We start from the raw sequence: 15,178 nt of genomic DNA on the forward strand, positions 1-15,178 counted from the left end.
GATGGCCTGCGCCCGAGACCCTTCCTCAAACCACCGCCCCTGCGGGCTTGCGTCCGTGTTGGGCCAAGAGAGTGTGTAAGAGCCGTGAATAGCAAACGACCCGTAAATCTCGATCTGACGACGATAAAGTTCCCTCTCCCTGCGCTGACTTCAATCACCCACCGTATTACCGGCGTGATTCTGTTCGTGGGCCTGGTATTTGCGCTGTGGGCACTCGATGCCTCGCTGTCCTCCCCGGAAGGGTTCGAGGCAGTGCGCGACACCCTGGCGACCAACTTCCTGGCCAAGATCGTGGCCTGGGGCCTGCTGTCTGCCCTCGGTTTCCACTTCGTGGCTGGCATCAAGCACCTGCTGATGGACATGGATATTGGTGTCGAACTGGAAAGTGCTAATCGCAAGGCGCAGGTCACTGTCGTGATCAGTGCTGTTCTCGTGGTCCTGGCGGGAGTCTGGGTATGGTAAACAACATCACCAATTTCAGCCGCAGCGGTCTGTCCGACTGGGTGCTGCAGCGTGTTTCTGCCGTGATTCTGGCAGTCTATTCCGTGTTCATGGTCGGCTACCTGCTGCTCCATCCGAACCTCGACTACACCACCTGGAGTGGTCTGTTCGAGAACACGGCGATGCGCATCTTCTCTCTGATGGCATTCATCTCGATTGCCGCACACGCCTGGATCGGTCTGTGGACCGTGGCGACCGATTACATGAAGCCGACCGCACTGCGTTTCGGTTTCCAGGTCTTCGTCATCCTTGCGTTGTTCATCTTCTTGGTCTGGGGCGTTCAAGTCCTGTGGGGAGCCTGATACATGTCCACCATGCGTAGCCTGACATTCGACGCGATCATCATCGGCGGCGGCGGCGCTGGCCTGCGTGCCGGTCTCGAACTGTCCCAGTCCGGCAAGAAGACCGCCGTGCTGTCCAAGGTCTTCCCGACCCGCTCGCATACTGTCTCTGCCCAGGGCGGTATCACCTGTGCCATCGCTTCTGCTGATCCGAATGATGATTGGCGCTGGCACATGTATGACACCGTCAAGGGTGGCGATTACATCGCTGATCAGGACGCTGCGGAATATATGTGTACCGAAGGCCCGAAAGCGGTCTTCGAGCTTGAGCACATGGGTCTGCCGTTCTCCCGTTTCGACAACGGCCGCATCTACCAGCGTCCGTTCGGTGGCCAGTCCAAGGACTTCGGCAAGGGCGGTCAGGCGGCTCGTACCTGCGCCGCGGCTGACCGTACCGGTCACGCCCTGCTGCACACTCTGTATCAGGCCAACCTGAAGAACGGCACCGTCTTCCTCGACGAGTGGTACGCCATCGACCTGGTCAAGAATGCCAACGGCGATATCGTCGGCGTGATTGCCCTGTGCATCGAGACCGGCGAGACCGTGGTCGTGAAGTCCAAGGCCACCGTTCTGGCCACTGGCGGTGCGGGCCGTATCTACGCCTCCACCACCAATGCCCTGATCAACACCGGCGACGGTATCGGCATGGCACTGCGTGCCGGCCTGCCGGTCCAGGATATGGAAATGTGGCAGTTCCACCCGACCGGGATTCACGGTGCGGGCGTGCTGGTCACCGAAGGTTGCCGCGGTGAAGGTGGCTACCTGGTCAACAAGGACGGCGAGCGCTTCATGGAGCGTTATGCGCCGAACGCCAAGGACCTCGCGGGCCGTGACGTCGTCGCGCGCTCCATGGTGCTGGAAATCCTCGAAGGCCGTGGCTGTGGCGAGAATGGCGACCACGTCTTCCTGAAGCTGGATCACCTGGGTGAGGAAGTGCTGAACAAGCGCCTGCCGGGTATCTCCGAGCTGTCCAAGACCTTCGCGCACGTTGATCCGACCAACGCGCCGATCCCGGTCGTGCCGACCTGCCACTACATGATGGGCGGCATCGCCACCAACGTGCACGGTCAGGCCATCGCACAGAACGAAGACGGCAGCGACCGCATCGTCAACGGCCTCTATGCCGTGGGTGAAGTGGCCTGTGTGTCCGTTCACGGCGCCAACCGTCTGGGCGGCAACTCGCTGCTGGATCTGGTCGTCTTCGGCCGCGCCGCGGGCAAGTACATCGAAAGCGCGCTCAACGAAGGTGTCGAGTACCTCGAGCCGACGCAGAGCGACATCGATGCAGCCCTGGTGCGCCTGAACCGCTGGAACGAGTCCGAAAGCGGCGAGTCCGTGCCGGAACTCAAGCGCGAACTGCAGCAGATCATGCAGAACTCCTTCGGTGTCTTCCGTCAGGAAGACAAGATGGAAGAGGGCGTCAAGCAGCTGTCCGATCTGCGTGAGCGTATCGCCAAGGCGGGTCTGTCCGACAAGTCTCAGGTCTTCAATACCGCGCGTATCGAAGCTCTCGAGCTGGACAACCTGATGGAAGTGGCGGAAGCCACTGCCATTGCGGCCCTGACCCGCAAGGAAAGCCGTGGTGCTCACTCCCGTTACGACTTCCCGGACCGTGATGACGAGAACTGGCTCAAGCATTCTCTGTTCTTCCCGAACGAGAAGCGTGTCGGCAAGCGTGATGTGAACTTCGCGCCGAAGACCGTCGAGCGTTTCGAGCCGAAGATTCGTACCTACTGAGTCTGAACCCAAGGCGCGCGTCGCGACCCGCTCGGGACGCCGCGCCTTCTTTCAGACCAAGTTCGCACTCGCTCGAGTTCACTCTCGCTTGAGTTCGCCGTGATCGAGGTGCGTGCAGGTCACCGCACGCACCTGACCCGTTTGCCCGGAGGGGAAACCATGCTTCAGGTATCCATATACCGCTACAACCCTGAAACCGATACTGCGCCGTACATGCAGGAGTTTCAGGTCGACACCCAGGGTCGTGACCTGATGGTGTTGAACGTGATGGAAATGCTCAAGGAACAGGACAGCTCGCTGGCCTATCGTCGCAGCTGCCGTGAAGGCGTCTGTGGTTCGGACGGCATGAACATGAACGGCAAGAACGGCCTGACCTGTGTCACAGCGCTGTCCGAAGTCGTCAAGGACAACAAGCTGGTGCTGCGCCCGCTGCCGGGCCTGCCGGTCGTGCGTGACCTGGTCGTCGACATGAGCATCTTCTACAAGCAGTACGAGCGCATCCAGCCGTACCTGCTCAACGACACTCCGGCGCCGGCCATCGAGCGTCTGCAGTCGCCGGAAGACCGTGACAAGCTCGACGGTCTCTACGAGTGCATCCTGTGTGCCTGCTGCTCGACTGCCTGCCCGTCCTTCTGGTGGAACCCGGACAAGTTCGTCGGTCCGAGCGGTCTGCTGCAGGCCTATCGCTTCCTGGCGGACTCGCGTGACACCGCCACCAAGGAGCGTTTGAGCGAGCTGGACGACCCGTTTGCCGTATTCCGTTGTCGCGGAATCATGAATTGTGTCGCGGTTTGCCCCAAGGGTCTGAACCCGACACGTGCCATCGGCAAGATTCGTGAGCTTTTGCTGGCAAACGCCACTTAAAAGCCGCGCCTTAGCTTGCTATGATGCACGTCAGCTGCGGCAGGGTGTCACACCTTGTCGCAGCGCACAGCTTGCTGAAGCCGGTGCCTTGTGCACCGGCTTTTGACGATAAAAGAAGACTCAGATGGTGAAGGCCTCCATGGTTTCGCCATACAGGGCATAATCGAGTGACGCCGACAGCGCTTGTCAGGCGCCTACCCCACCCCATCAGTCAGGGTGACCGAGAGATGCAAGAAGGCACAATGGAGTTGATGTGGCGCACTTCCCATATGAGCGGGGGGAATGTCCACTACGTAGAAGATCTCTACGAGCGTTATCTTGTCGACCCGAATGAGGTTCCCGACGAGTGGCGCAACTACTTTGATACTCTGCCGCGTCATGACGGCAGCCCCTCCCAGGATGTTCCGCTAGCGCCGATCCGTGATCAGTTCTACGAGATGGGTCGCAACAGTCGCCGCCCGGTGGCTGTCTCTGCGGGCGAAAGCAGCGAGAACAAGAAGCAGGTTCGTGTTCTCCAGCTGATCAACGCCTACCGCTTCCGTGGCCACCAGAAGGCGGATATCGATCCCCTCGGTCTGCGCAAGCCGGCACCGGTACCGGACCTCGAACTGTCCTTCCATCAGCTGTCCGTCGCTGACATGGACGTCGAGTTCCAGACCGGCTCGCTGTTCCTCGGCAAGGATGTTGCACCGCTCAAGGAAATCCACGCCGCGCTGGAGCAGACCTACTGCCGCAGCATCGGCGCCGAGTTCATGCACATCGTCAATACGGAAGAGAAGCGCTGGCTGCAGCAGCGTTTCGAGTCCGTACGTTCCAAGCCGAACTTCTCACGCGATGTCCGTCATCACGTGCTGGAACGTCTGACCGCCGCCGAAGGCCTCGAGAGCTATCTCGCCAGCAAGTACCCGGGCACCAAGCGCTTTGGTCTGGAAGGCGGCGAATCCTTCATTCCGATGATGGATGAGCTGATCCAGCGCAGCGGCAAGTACGGTACCAAGGAAGTCGTGATCGGCATGGCCCACCGTGGCCGCCTCAACCTGCTGGTCAACCTGCTGGGCAAGAGCCCGTCAGAGCTGATCGAGGAATTCGATGGCAAGAAGCAGATTGCCAAGGGTTCCGGCGACGTGAAGTACCACCAGGGCTTCAGCTCGAATGTCATGACCCCGGGCGGCGAAGTCCACCTGGCGCTGGCGTTCAACCCGTCGCACCTGGAAATCGTCTCTCCGGTGGTGGAAGGCTCCGTGCGTGCCCGTCAGGACCGTCGCGAAGACAGCGAAGGCGACAGCGTACTGCCGATCTCCATCCACGGTGACGCGGCATTCGCCGGTCAGGGCGTGGTCATGGAAACCTTCCAGATGTCGCAGACCCGTGCCTACAAGACGGGCGGTACCGTGCATGTCGTCATCAACAACCAGGTGGGCTTCACCACCTCGCGTGCCGATGATGCTCGCTCGACCGAATACTGCACCGACATCGCCAAGATGGTTCAGGCGCCGATCATCCACGTCAATGGAGATGATCCGGACGCCGTGCTGCACGCCGCTCAGGTCGCCATCGACTACCGTCAGCAGTTCAAGCGTGACGTCGTGCTCGACCTCGTGTGTTACCGCAAGCGCGGTCACAACGAAGCCGACGAGCCGTCCGGTACCCAGCCGCTGATGTACGCCAAGATCAAGTCCCAGAAGACTGCCCGCGAGAAGTATGCGGACCGTCTGGTCGAGGAAGGCGTGCTCAGCGCGGAAGAGACCAAGCACCTGGTCGACCAGTACCGTGCCGACCTGGATGCCGGCAACCACGTTGCCAATGCGCTGGTGAAGCAGCCCAACACCGGTCTGTTCGTCGATTGGACGCCGTACCTGGGCCACGAGTGGACCGGCGTTGCCGATACCTCGATGGACATGAAGCAGCTGCAGGCCCTCGCCAACAAGATGTGCGAAGTGCCGGACGGCATCTCGGTCCAGCGTCAGGTCAACAAGATCTACGAAGACCGTCGCAAGATGGCCGCTGGTGGCATGCCGCTGAACTGGGGCTTCGCCGAGACACTGGCCTACGCCACCCTGGTCGATGCCGACCATCCGGTGCGTATCACCGGTCAGGACGTGGGTCGCGGTACCTTCTCCCACCGTCACGCGGTGGTGCACAACCAGAAGGATGGCGACACCTACGTGCCGCTGCAGCACATCAAGGATGGTCAGGCGACCTTCACCATCCATGACTCCTACCTCTCCGAGGAAGCGGTGCTGGCCTTTGAATATGGCTATGCCACCACCATGCCCAAGGCATTGGTCGTGTGGGAAGCCCAGTTCGGTGACTTCGCCAACGGCGCCCAGGTGGTGATGGACCAGTTCATCTCCTCCGGCGAGAGCAAGTGGGGCCGCCTGTGTGGTCTGACCATGCTGCTGCCGCACGGCTACGAGGGTCAGGGCCCGGAGCACAGCTCCGCACGCCTCGAGCGTTACCTCCAGCTGTGTGCCGAGCACAACATGCAGGTATGCATGCCGACCACGCCGGCGCAGATCTACCATCTGCTGCGTCGTCAGGTCATCCGCTCGCTGCGCAAGCCGCTGGTCGTGCTGTCACCCAAGTCTCTGCTGCGTCACAAGGAAGCGACTTCCACCCTCGACGAGCTGGCCGATGGCCGCTTCGAGATGGTGCTGTCCGACAAGGGCAACCTGGAAGCTTCCAAGGTCAAGCGCGTCGTGCTGTGTGCGGGCAAGGTCTACTATGACCTGGCCGCCTATCGCGCCGAGCAGGGCCGTGAAGATGTTGCCATCATCCGTGTCGAGCAGCTCTATCCCTTCCCGAAGGAAGAGCTCCAGGCCGCCATCGCCGACTACGAGAATCTCGAGCAGGTGATGTGGTGCCAGGAAGAGCCGCTCAACCAGGGTGCCTGGTATCAGAGTCAGCACCATATGCGTCAGGTCGCTGAGCAGCACCGTCAGGGGCTTGGCATGAGCCTGGACTTCGCCGGACGCCCGGCCTCTGCGGCACCTGCCGCGGGCTACATGTCCGTTCATAACGAGCAGCAGCGCCAGCTGGTCGACGACGCCTTCAACAAGTAAAGGCTCGCGACCCGCAAGGGCACCGAGAGAGAATTGAGTTAAGGAACTCCAATGGCTATCGATATCAAAGCGCCGTCTTTTCCGGAATCCGTCGCCGAAGGCACTGTGGCGACCTGGCACAAGCAGCCCGGCGACAGCGTCGAGCGTGACGAGCTGATCGTCGAGATCGAGACCGACAAGGTCGTGCTGGAAGTCGTCGCACCGCAGGACGGCACCCTGGGCGAGATCAAGGTTCAGGAAGGCGATACCTGCGAGTCCGAGCAAGTACTGGGCTCCATCGGTGATGCAGACGCCGCTGCATCTTCAGACGCCAAGGACGACTCCGCCGCTGAAGAGAGCAAGGACGACGCCAAGGCCGACAGCAAGCCGGCCGCCGGTGGCGAAGGCAAGACGCTGGAAGTCAAGGCGCCGAGCTTCCCGGAATCCGTTGCCGAAGGCACCGTCGCCACCTGGCACAAGAAGGTCGGTGAAGCCTGCGAGCGCGACGAGCTGATCGTCGAGATCGAGACCGACAAGGTCGTGCTGGAAGTCGTGGCTCCGGCCGACGGCGCCCTGAGCGAGATCAAGGTCGAGGAAGGCGATACGTGCGAGACCGAAGCCGTGCTGGCACTGTTCAGCGCTGGTGCTTCCGGTGGCGCTGCGCCGGCCGCTGAGGCAAGCGACGACAAGTCCGACTCTGACGAAGGTCAGGACGAGAAGGTCGGCGACAAGATCCTCGCCCCGGCAGCGCGCAAGATGGTGGCCGAGCACGATCTGGACGTCAGCAAGCTGGTCGGTACCGGCAAGGGCGGTCGCGTGCTGAAGGAAGACGTGGCCAAGGCCGTCAAGGAAGGCACTGCGGCCAAGTCCGCTGCCAAGCCGGCTGCCAAGTCCGGCGCTTCCAAGTCTGATGCCAAGGCCGCGCCGAAATCTGCACCGACCTTCGAGGGCGAACGTCCCGAGAAGCGCGTGCCGATGAGCCGCATGCGCCAGACCATCGCCAAGCGTCTGGTCAATGCCCAGCAGACCGCCGCCATGCTCACCACTTACAACGAAGTGGACATGAGCGCGGTGATGGAACTGCGCAAGCAGTACAAGGACACCTTCCAGAAGGTGCACGACACCAAGCTCGGCTTCATGGGCTTCTTCGTCAAGGCGGCCACCGAAGCGCTCAAGCGCTTCCCGGACGTCAATGCCTCCATCGACGGCACCGACATCGTCTACCACGGTTACCAGGACATCGGTGTGGCCGTGTCTTCCGACCGCGGTCTGGTCGTGCCGGTGCTGCGTGATACCGACAGCATGAAGCTCGCCGATGTCGAAAAGACCATCGTCGACTTCGGTCAGCGTGCCCGCGCCGGCAAGCTGGGCATCGATGAGATGCAAGGCGGTACCTTCACGATCACCAACGGCGGCATCTTCGGTTCCCTGATGTCCACCCCGATCCTGAATCCGCCGCAGACCGCCATCCTGGGCATGCACAAGATCCAGGAGCGTCCGATGGCCGTGAACGGTCAGGTCGTCATCCGTCCGATGATGTATCTGGCACTGTCCTACGATCACCGCATGATCGATGGCAAGGATGCAGTCCAGTTCCTCGTCGCCATCAAGGACCTGCTGGAAGATCCGGCTCGTTTCCTGCTCGACGTCTGAGACCGCAATGTCTCACGCCCTTGAGGATCTCGAGGGCGTGAGCGGCCCCGGCGGGTGGCACTGCCACGCGCCGGGTTGCCAACCCGAATCGAACTGCACCAACAGGAAGAGACATGGCCGATAAATTTGATGTGATCGTCATTGGCGCTGGCCCTGGTGGCTATGTTGCCGCTATCCGCGCTGCTCAGCTGGGTCTGAAGACCGCCTGCGTCGAGAAGTGGGTCAACAAGGAAGGCAAGGTCGTTCACGGCGGTACCTGCCTGAACGTCGGCTGCATTCCGTCCAAGGCATTGCTGGAAACCTCGCACAAGTACGTCGAAGCGCGTGATGAATTCGCCGAACTGGGCATCAAGGCCGACGGCGTCGAGATCGACGTGGCCAAGATGATCGAGCGCAAGGCGCAGATCGTGAAGAACCTGACCGGCGGTATCTCCGGTCTGTTCAAGGCCAACGGTGTCACCGCGCTGGAAGGTACCGGCAAGGTGCTGCCGAACAAGCAGGTCGAAGTGACCGATCACGACGGTGGCAAGGCGACCTACGAAGCCGAGAACATCGTCATCGCGTCCGGTTCCGTGCCGGTCGAGATTCCGCCGACGCCGCTGACCGAAGGTCTGATCGTCGATTCCACCGGCGCGCTCGAGTTCGACGAAGCGCCGAAGCGTCTGGGTGTCATCGGTGCCGGTGTCATCGGTCTCGAGCTCGGTAGCGTGTGGAGCCGTTGCGGTTCTGAAGTCACCGTGCTGGAAGCGGTCGACAGCTTCCTGCCGATGGTCGATGCGGCCGTCGCCAAGGAAGCCCAGAAGCTGCTCAAGAAGCAGGGTCTGAACATCAAGCTCGGCGCCCGTGTGACCGGTTCCGACATCAAGGACAGCGAAGTCGTCGTCAAGTACACCGACGCCAACGGCGAACAGGAACAGACCTTCGACAAGATCATCGTCGCGGTCGGCCGTCGTCCGTACACCCAGAGCCTGCTCGACAGCGATGTGGGCATCAATCTGGACGAGCGTGGCTTCATCCACGTCGACGACCAGTGCGCGACCAGCGTGCCGGGCGTCTACGCCATCGGCGACGTGGTGCGTGGCCCGATGCTGGCGCACAAGGCCTCTGAAGAGGGCGTGATGGTTGCCGACATCATCGCCGGCCACAAGGCCGAGATGAACTACGACGCCATCCCGAGCATCATCTACACCTTCCCGGAAGTGGCGTGGGTCGGCAAGACCGAACAGCAAGCCAAGTCCGAAGGCATCGAAGTCAAGACCGGCAGCTTCCCGTTCGCGGCAAGCGGTCGTGCCATGGCCAACAATGCCACTGAAGGTCTGGCCAAGATCATTGCCGACGCTGAGACTGATCGCGTCCTGGGCGTTCACATCATCGGCCAGCATGCCGGTGAGCTGATCGCACAGGGTGTGACTGCCCTCGAGTTCGGCGCAAGCGCCGAAGACCTCGCACTGATCTGCACGGCTCACCCGACCCTGTCGGAAGCCGTGCACGAAGCCGCGCTGGCCGTTGACGGGCATGCGATTCACATCGCAAACCGCAAGAAGCGCAAGTAAGCGTCCTTCCGAACAAGAGACGCGTCGCCCCGGCCAGGCCGGGGCGAACGGTGGCAGTGGCATCTTGCGACTGCCGTTCGAGTCTAATGCAACCAATGGCATGACACGATGAACCTTCACGAATATCAGGCAAAACAACTTTTTGCCGACTATGGCCTGCCGGTGTCCAAGGGCTTTGCCGTTGACACCCCGGAAGACGCTGCTGAAGCGTGCAAGAAGATTGGCGGCGACAAGTGGGTCGTCAAGGCACAGGTCCACGCAGGTGGCCGCGGCAAGGCTGGCGGCGTCAAGCTGGTCGACAGCGCACAAGCCGCTTCCGACTTCGCGACCCAGTGGCTGGGCAAGAACCTGGTGACCTACCAGACTGACGAAAACGGTCAGCCGGTCACCAAGATTCTCGTCGAGAACTGCACCGACATCGCCGAAGAGCTGTACCTGGGCGCCGTCGTTGACCGCACCACTCGTCGCATCGTCTTCATGGCTTCCACCGAAGGCGGCGTGGAAATCGAGAAGGTTGCTGAAGAGACGCCGGAAAAGATCCTGAAAGCCGAGATCGATCCGCTGGTCGGCGCTCAGCCGTACCAGGCGCGTGAACTGGCCTTCAAGCTGGGTCTGAACCCGACCCAGATCAAGCAGTTCACCAAGATCTTCCTGGGTCTGGCGAAGATGTTCGCCGACAAGGATTTCGCGCTGCTGGAAATCAACCCGCTGGTCATCACCGACGAAGGCAACCTCCACTGCCTCGACGGCAAGATCAACATCGACGCCAACGCCGTCTACCGTCACCCGGACCTGCAGGCGATGCACGATCCGTCTCAGGAAGACGAGCGTGAAGCGCATGCTGCCAAGTTCGAACTGAACTACGTTGCCCTCGACGGCAACATCGGCTGCATGGTCAACGGCGCAGGCCTGGCGATGGGCACCATGGACATCGTCAACCTGTCTGGCGGCAAGCCGGCCAACTTCCTCGACGTGGGTGGCGGTGCTACCAAGGAACGCGTTGCAGAAGCATTCAAGATCATCCTGTCCGACGACAACGTCAAAGCTGTTCTGGTGAACATCTTCGGCGGCATCGTGCGTTGTGACATGATCGCCGAAGGCATCATCGGTGCCGTCGAGCAGGTCGGTGTCAACGTGCCGGTCGTGGTGCGTCTGGAAGGTAACAACGCTGAACTCGGCGCCAAGAAGCTGGCCGAAAGCGGTCTGAACATCATCGCTGCTACCAGCCTGACTGACGCGGCGCAGCAGGTTGTCAAAGCTGCGGAGGGCAAGTAATGAGCATTTTGATCGACAAGAACACCAAGGTGATCTGCCAGGGCTTCACTGGCGGCCAGGGTACCTTCCACTCTGAACAAGCCATCGCCTACGGCACCAAGATGGTCGGTGGCGTGACGCCGGGCAAGGGTGGTCAGACTCACCTGGGCCTGCCGGTGTTCAACACCGTCGCCGAAGCCGTTGCCGAGACTGGCGCTGAAGCGTCCGTCATCTACGTGCCGGCACCGTTCTGCAAGGATTCCATCCTTGAAGCGGCCAATGCAGGCATCAAGCTGATCGTCTGCATCACCGAAGGCGTGCCGACTCTCGACATGCTGGAAGTCAAGGTCAAGTGCGACGAGCTGGGCGCGCGCGTCATCGGTCCGAACTGCCCGGGTGTCATCACTCCGGGTGAGTGCAAGATCGGTATCATGCCGGGTCACATCCACCAGCCGGGCAAGGTCGGTATCGTGTCTCGTTCCGGCACCCTGACCTACGAAGCCGTCAAGCAGACCACTGACCACGGTTTCGGTCAGTCCAGCTGTGTCGGTATCGGCGGCGACCCGATCCCGGGTTCCAACTTCATCGACATCCTCGAGATGTTCGAGAAGGACCCGAAGACCGAAGCCATCGTCATGATCGGCGAGATCGGCGGTTCTGCTGAAGAAGAAGCCGCTGCCTACATCAAGGCGAACGTCACCAAGCCGGTCGTCTCCTACATCGCTGGTGTGACTGCGCCTCCGGGCAAGCGCATGGGCCATGCAGGCGCCATCATCTCCGGCGGCAAGGGTACTGCCGACGAGAAGTTCGCGGCTCTGGAAGCAGCTGGCGTCAAGACTGTGCGTTCACTCGCGCAGATCGGCGATGCCATCAAGGAAGTCACTGGCTGGTAAGCCGTTGATCTCCTGACAGCGATCGGCGCCAAGCGGATCGCATGTCACCGAAAGGGCAGGCCCACAGGGCCTGCCCTTTTTTCGTTTCTGGCCCTCACCAGTCTCTCTCTAGTGCATGTCGGCGGGGCTACCTGCGGCCGGTGGCGTAGGCGAGGGGCGAGGTGTTTCGGCTGATGCAGGCGGGGCAGGTGCGTTCATATCAAGCAGTTGCTAATCTGATGACTGTTCATTGGCACCTGACCAAGCGACACGTGCAGATGCCCCACGGCGCAACACGACTCACTGATAAGGATGTTCCATGCTCAAGTCATTCCCCGCCCTTACGCGCTCCGCGCGCCTGCTGGCGCTGCTGTCCCTGCCGTTGGCTGCTGGCATGCCGCTGTCTGCCAGTGCAGATTCCGGCGCGGCGGCAGCCTCCGCCCCTGAAGCTTCAGCGAGCATGCAGGTGCCTGCCAAGGGCATCGAGTCGGTGACCAGTCGTGATGATGTCGCCAGCGTCCAGGCGCGTCTCGAGACGGCGCTCAAGGCCAAGGGGCTGACGCTGTTCAGCGTCATTGATCATGAGGCGGGTGCCGAGAAGGTGGGCATGGAGCTGCCCGCGACGCATACCGTCATCTTCGGCAATCCCAAGGTGGGCACCCTGTTGATGCAGTGCAACGGGGCGGCCGCCCTGGACCTGCCGCAGAAGATGCTGATTCGCGCCGTGGAGGGCGGCAGCGTGATCGAGTGGAATGACCCGCAGTACATGGCCAACCGTCATGATCTGGGCGACTGCAAGCTGCCGCTGGACAAGATCGCCGGGCTGCTCAAGGGGCTGGCCGCCGAAGCAGCGGGTCAATGAAGGCAGCGCTCATCACGTGTCGATGCTGATATCGTGAACTGACAGCGAGCGCTGACGATCAGGCAGGACGAGAAACAGGCAGGACGAGAAAGCCGGACTCCTCACGGAGTCCGGCTTTTTGATGTTCCCCTGCCAAGGGCTGCCTGTCTTGAAGGGCTGCTTACAGAGCATCACCGTGCTGCTTCAGCCACTGCACGGCGCGGTCCGGGTAGTCAGTGAAGACACCATCGACCCCGGCGTCGACGAAGAAGGCGCGCAGCATGTCGTCGTAATCGCTGGCCCAGTCGGGGATGCGCCCTTCATCGAGGCGGAAGGTGTAGGGCATCACGATTAGGCCCTGCGCATGGGCTTCCTCGACCATTGGTGTGACCTTGATGTCGTCCCGGGTCGAGCTGTCCTCGATCACCATCGGCTTCCACGGCCCGATGCCATCGGCGTAGGTGGCGATGCGCTGCATGCCGCCTTCCTGATACATCCAGTCATAGTCGTAGGGCTCAAGCTTGCCCTCCGCATCCGGCTGGAAGGTCATGTCCCAGCTGGTCTCGCCCATCAGCTGCACCAGACGCAGGTCCATCTCCAGTTCGGGCTGCAGCTTGTCGTGAATGCGCTTGAGGCCATTGGGATCGAAGACCTGCACGACGGCATTGTCATCCTGCGCGACGTAGCCGTACTGCTTGAGGGTCTCGAGCACGGCTCGCGAGACCTGATTGCCTTCCGACTGGTGGAACCAGGGCGCCTTGATCTCCACATACAGGCCGACATCGCGTCCGGTGGAGTGATTCAGGCCCTGAATCATCTCGATCTCTTCACTCAGGGTGTGCAGGCCGAAGTGCGACTTGCCCAGCGGGAAGCGCTCAGGGTAGTCGGCGACCTGCTCGCCATCCTTGACGGTGAAGCCCTCGCTGAACGACAGCAGGCGCAGCTCGTCCAGCGTGAAGTCGATGGCATAGTAGCGGCCATCATCACGCGCACGCTCGGGGAAGACCTCGGCGACATTGGTCACGCGGTCCAGGAAGCGGTCGTGCAGTACCACCAGCTGGTCATCCTTGCTCATCACCACATCCTGCTCGAGGAAGTCGGCGCCCTGGGCGTAGGCCATCGCCTTGGCCGCGAGGGTGTGCTCCGGCAGGTAGCCCGAGGCACCCCGGTGGGCGACCACGACCTTGTCGGTGCCATGGCCGGGGTCGATGCTGCGCAGGGGCCTGTCATCAGCGAGTGCCGCTGAGGTCGAGGTGGCCAGCAGCGAGCCGACCACGCCCATCATGGCCAGCGGGCGGCGAATGCGGGCGGAAGTCGGGTGACGCTGGGAAGGATGCGGCATGTGAGATCACCTTGAGCTGTGGTTATTGTATGGCCGTTCAATAAAGCCGCCTGCCAGCATAACAAAATCTTATTCATATGGCGATGATCAAGTATTTTTCATGATGAAGCCTGCAGCGCTGCTCGGTCGCCCCGTCATGTGGCTGCCGAGCGACGCTTGAGCAAGCTTCCCAGCATGCTGCGTCCCGCCATCACGAAGAACACCGGGGCGCCGGCGATCAGGTAGAAATAGAAGGTCACTGCTCGCCAGATCACTACTGCCGCCGCGGCACTGGCGGCGCCGATCATCGGGCTGAGCAGGGCAGTGGAGGACAGTTCCGCGCCTCCGGCACCGCCGGGCAGCAGCGTCAGCTGGCCCGCTGCCAGCGAGAGCATCTGCACGATGAAGGTCCAGCTCCAGTCGATGTCCTGCCCCAGGCCGGACACGGCCAGATAGAGGATCGAGTAGCGCAGCAGCCAATGGGCACAGCAGAGCAGGAAGATCAGGCTCAGCGTCAGGCGCGGCAGGGCGAGTGTCTCGACCAGCGCATGGCGGAAGTGGATCAGGCCCCGCGCCAGCTTGACGCGTGAGCGATGGCGTACCTTGAGCCAGCGCAGCAGGCGTCCGCTGGTCTTGAGCAGGCGCCGATGATGCTTGCCCAGCGCGGCCAGCAGGCCAAAGCCGATGATCAGCAACAGCGCCGGCACGGCCAGCATCCACCCCAGGCGCAGGTCGATGGTATGCGAGAGGGCGTAGAGCCCGATGCTGGCCAGCGCCGAGAGGAAGAACAGCATGTCGGTGATCTGATCGACCGCGAATACCGCCGTGGCCTGCGCCGGGCGCACCCCCTGACGTGACAGCAGCCCCATCAGGGTAAGCGGGCCGCCACTGCCGCCGGGGGTGGCGCTGATGGCGAATTCGGTCGCCATCACCATGCCGACGGCGCGCCGTTGCCCCAGGTGACCGCCACGCCCGGCCAGCAGCAGACGCAACCGGCCGGCGTTCAGGTTCCAGCACATCACGATCATGCCCAGCATCAACAGGAAGGTGTCGAGGGGGAACTGGCGCAACTGGCCGCCCAGTCCGCTGCCACCCAGTACCAGCGGTATCGCGATGACCATCACAAGGCCAGCACCCAGTAACCAGAGGGCACGATTCATGGCAGATTCCCGCAGCGGGTTGTCACAAGGCCCATACGAC

The 15,178-nt window shown here is 61.9% G+C and carries 12 protein-coding genes; 10 read left to right on the forward strand and 2 right to left on the reverse strand.

Going from position 1 to position 15,178, the window contains the following annotated elements:
- Positions 1-84: 84 nt before the first annotated feature.
- The 10 genes from sdhC to IZU87_RS01940 all read left to right on the forward strand — a co-directional run bounded on the left by sdhC (position 85) and on the right by IZU87_RS01940 (position 12,678).
- Positions 85-462 carry a succinate dehydrogenase, cytochrome b556 subunit gene (gene sdhC / locus IZU87_RS01895; protein WP_043333108.1) on the forward strand — a complete coding sequence of 126 codons (378 nt, stop codon included), beginning with the start codon at positions 85-87 and terminating at the stop codon, positions 460-462.
- The gene (sdhD, locus tag IZU87_RS01900; RefSeq protein ID WP_043333107.1) at positions 456-803 is read left to right on the forward strand and encodes a succinate dehydrogenase, hydrophobic membrane anchor protein; all 348 of its coding nucleotides are present in this window, start codon (positions 456-458) and stop codon (positions 801-803) included. Before sdhC ends, sdhD begins: the two co-directional genes overlap by 7 nt.
- A gap of 3 nt (positions 804-806) precedes the next feature.
- Positions 807-2,579, forward strand: a complete 1,773-nt coding sequence (gene sdhA, locus IZU87_RS01905; RefSeq protein ID WP_043333106.1) for a succinate dehydrogenase flavoprotein subunit — start codon at positions 807-809, stop codon at positions 2,577-2,579.
- A 159-nt stretch (positions 2,580-2,738) separates the two neighbouring features.
- Positions 2,739-3,443, forward strand: coding sequence for a succinate dehydrogenase iron-sulfur subunit (locus tag IZU87_RS01910; RefSeq protein WP_043333105.1), 705 nt, complete (start codon positions 2,739-2,741; stop codon positions 3,441-3,443).
- A 227-nt stretch (positions 3,444-3,670) separates the two neighbouring features.
- Positions 3,671-6,505, forward strand: a complete 2,835-nt coding sequence (locus tag IZU87_RS01915; protein ID WP_213113507.1) for a 2-oxoglutarate dehydrogenase E1 component — start codon at positions 3,671-3,673, stop codon at positions 6,503-6,505.
- A 51-nt stretch (positions 6,506-6,556) separates the two neighbouring features.
- The gene (gene odhB, locus IZU87_RS01920) at positions 6,557-8,137 is read left to right on the forward strand and encodes a 2-oxoglutarate dehydrogenase complex dihydrolipoyllysine-residue succinyltransferase (protein ID WP_213113508.1); all 1,581 of its coding nucleotides are present in this window, start codon (positions 6,557-6,559) and stop codon (positions 8,135-8,137) included.
- 113 nt (positions 8,138-8,250) lie between these two features.
- Positions 8,251-9,690, forward strand: coding sequence for a dihydrolipoyl dehydrogenase (lpdA, locus tag IZU87_RS01925; RefSeq protein ID WP_213113509.1), 1,440 nt, complete (start codon positions 8,251-8,253; stop codon positions 9,688-9,690).
- Between the two features lie 108 nt (positions 9,691-9,798).
- Positions 9,799-10,965, forward strand: a complete 1,167-nt coding sequence (gene sucC / locus IZU87_RS01930; RefSeq protein WP_043333999.1) for an ADP-forming succinate--CoA ligase subunit beta — start codon at positions 9,799-9,801, stop codon at positions 10,963-10,965.
- Positions 10,965-11,837: a succinate--CoA ligase subunit alpha gene (sucD, locus tag IZU87_RS01935; protein ID WP_043333998.1), complete on the forward strand. Its 873-nt coding sequence runs from the start codon at positions 10,965-10,967 to the stop codon at positions 11,835-11,837. The genes sucC and sucD overlap by 1 nt, the downstream gene beginning before the upstream one ends.
- Before the next feature lie 298 nt (positions 11,838-12,135).
- Positions 12,136-12,678 carry a DUF302 domain-containing protein gene (locus IZU87_RS01940; RefSeq protein WP_107335512.1) on the forward strand — a complete coding sequence of 181 codons (543 nt, stop codon included), beginning with the start codon at positions 12,136-12,138 and terminating at the stop codon, positions 12,676-12,678.
- Positions 12,679-12,838: 160 nt separating this feature from the next.
- Here IZU87_RS01940 and glpQ read toward each other — a convergent pair whose 3' ends face one another.
- On the reverse strand, positions 12,839-13,999 hold the full coding sequence (gene glpQ, locus IZU87_RS01945; RefSeq protein ID WP_213113510.1) for a glycerophosphodiester phosphodiesterase: 1,161 nt from the start codon (positions 13,997-13,999) through the stop codon (positions 12,839-12,841).
- A gap of 134 nt (positions 14,000-14,133) precedes the next feature.
- A complete protein-coding gene (gene gpgF / locus IZU87_RS01950; RefSeq protein ID WP_131431293.1) occupies positions 14,134-15,138 on the reverse strand; it encodes a glucosaminyl phosphatidylglycerol flippase in 1,005 nt (334 codons plus the stop codon).
- Positions 15,139-15,178: the final 40 nt, after the last annotated feature.

This window comes from Cobetia sp. MC34, from assembly GCF_018340035.1.
Lineage (GTDB): Bacteria > Pseudomonadota > Gammaproteobacteria > Pseudomonadales > Halomonadaceae > Cobetia > Cobetia amphilecti.

Excerpts from the sequence above, each read along its gene's own strand:
- sdhD (WP_043333107.1), top strand. The coding sequence starts at position 456 with ATGGTAAACAACATCACCAATTTCAGCCGCAGCGGTCTGTCCGACTGG.
- sdhA (WP_043333106.1), top strand. The coding sequence starts at position 807 with ATGTCCACCATGCGTAGCCTGACATTCGACGCGATCATCATCGGCGGC.
- IZU87_RS01910 (WP_043333105.1), top strand. The coding sequence starts at position 2,739 with ATGCTTCAGGTATCCATATACCGCTACAACCCTGAAACCGATACTGCG.
- IZU87_RS01915 (WP_213113507.1), top strand. The coding sequence starts at position 3,671 with ATGCAAGAAGGCACAATGGAGTTGATGTGGCGCACTTCCCATATGAGC.
- odhB (WP_213113508.1), top strand. The coding sequence starts at position 6,557 with ATGGCTATCGATATCAAAGCGCCGTCTTTTCCGGAATCCGTCGCCGAA.
- lpdA (WP_213113509.1), top strand. The coding sequence starts at position 8,251 with ATGGCCGATAAATTTGATGTGATCGTCATTGGCGCTGGCCCTGGTGGC.
- sucC (WP_043333999.1), top strand. The coding sequence starts at position 9,799 with ATGAACCTTCACGAATATCAGGCAAAACAACTTTTTGCCGACTATGGC.
- sucD (WP_043333998.1), top strand. The coding sequence starts at position 10,965 with ATGAGCATTTTGATCGACAAGAACACCAAGGTGATCTGCCAGGGCTTC.
- IZU87_RS01940 (WP_107335512.1), top strand. The coding sequence starts at position 12,136 with ATGCTCAAGTCATTCCCCGCCCTTACGCGCTCCGCGCGCCTGCTGGCG.
- glpQ (WP_213113510.1), bottom strand. The coding sequence starts at position 13,999 with ATGCCGCATCCTTCCCAGCGTCACCCGACTTCCGCCCGCATTCGCCGC.
- gpgF (WP_131431293.1), bottom strand. The coding sequence starts at position 15,138 with ATGAATCGTGCCCTCTGGTTACTGGGTGCTGGCCTTGTGATGGTCATC.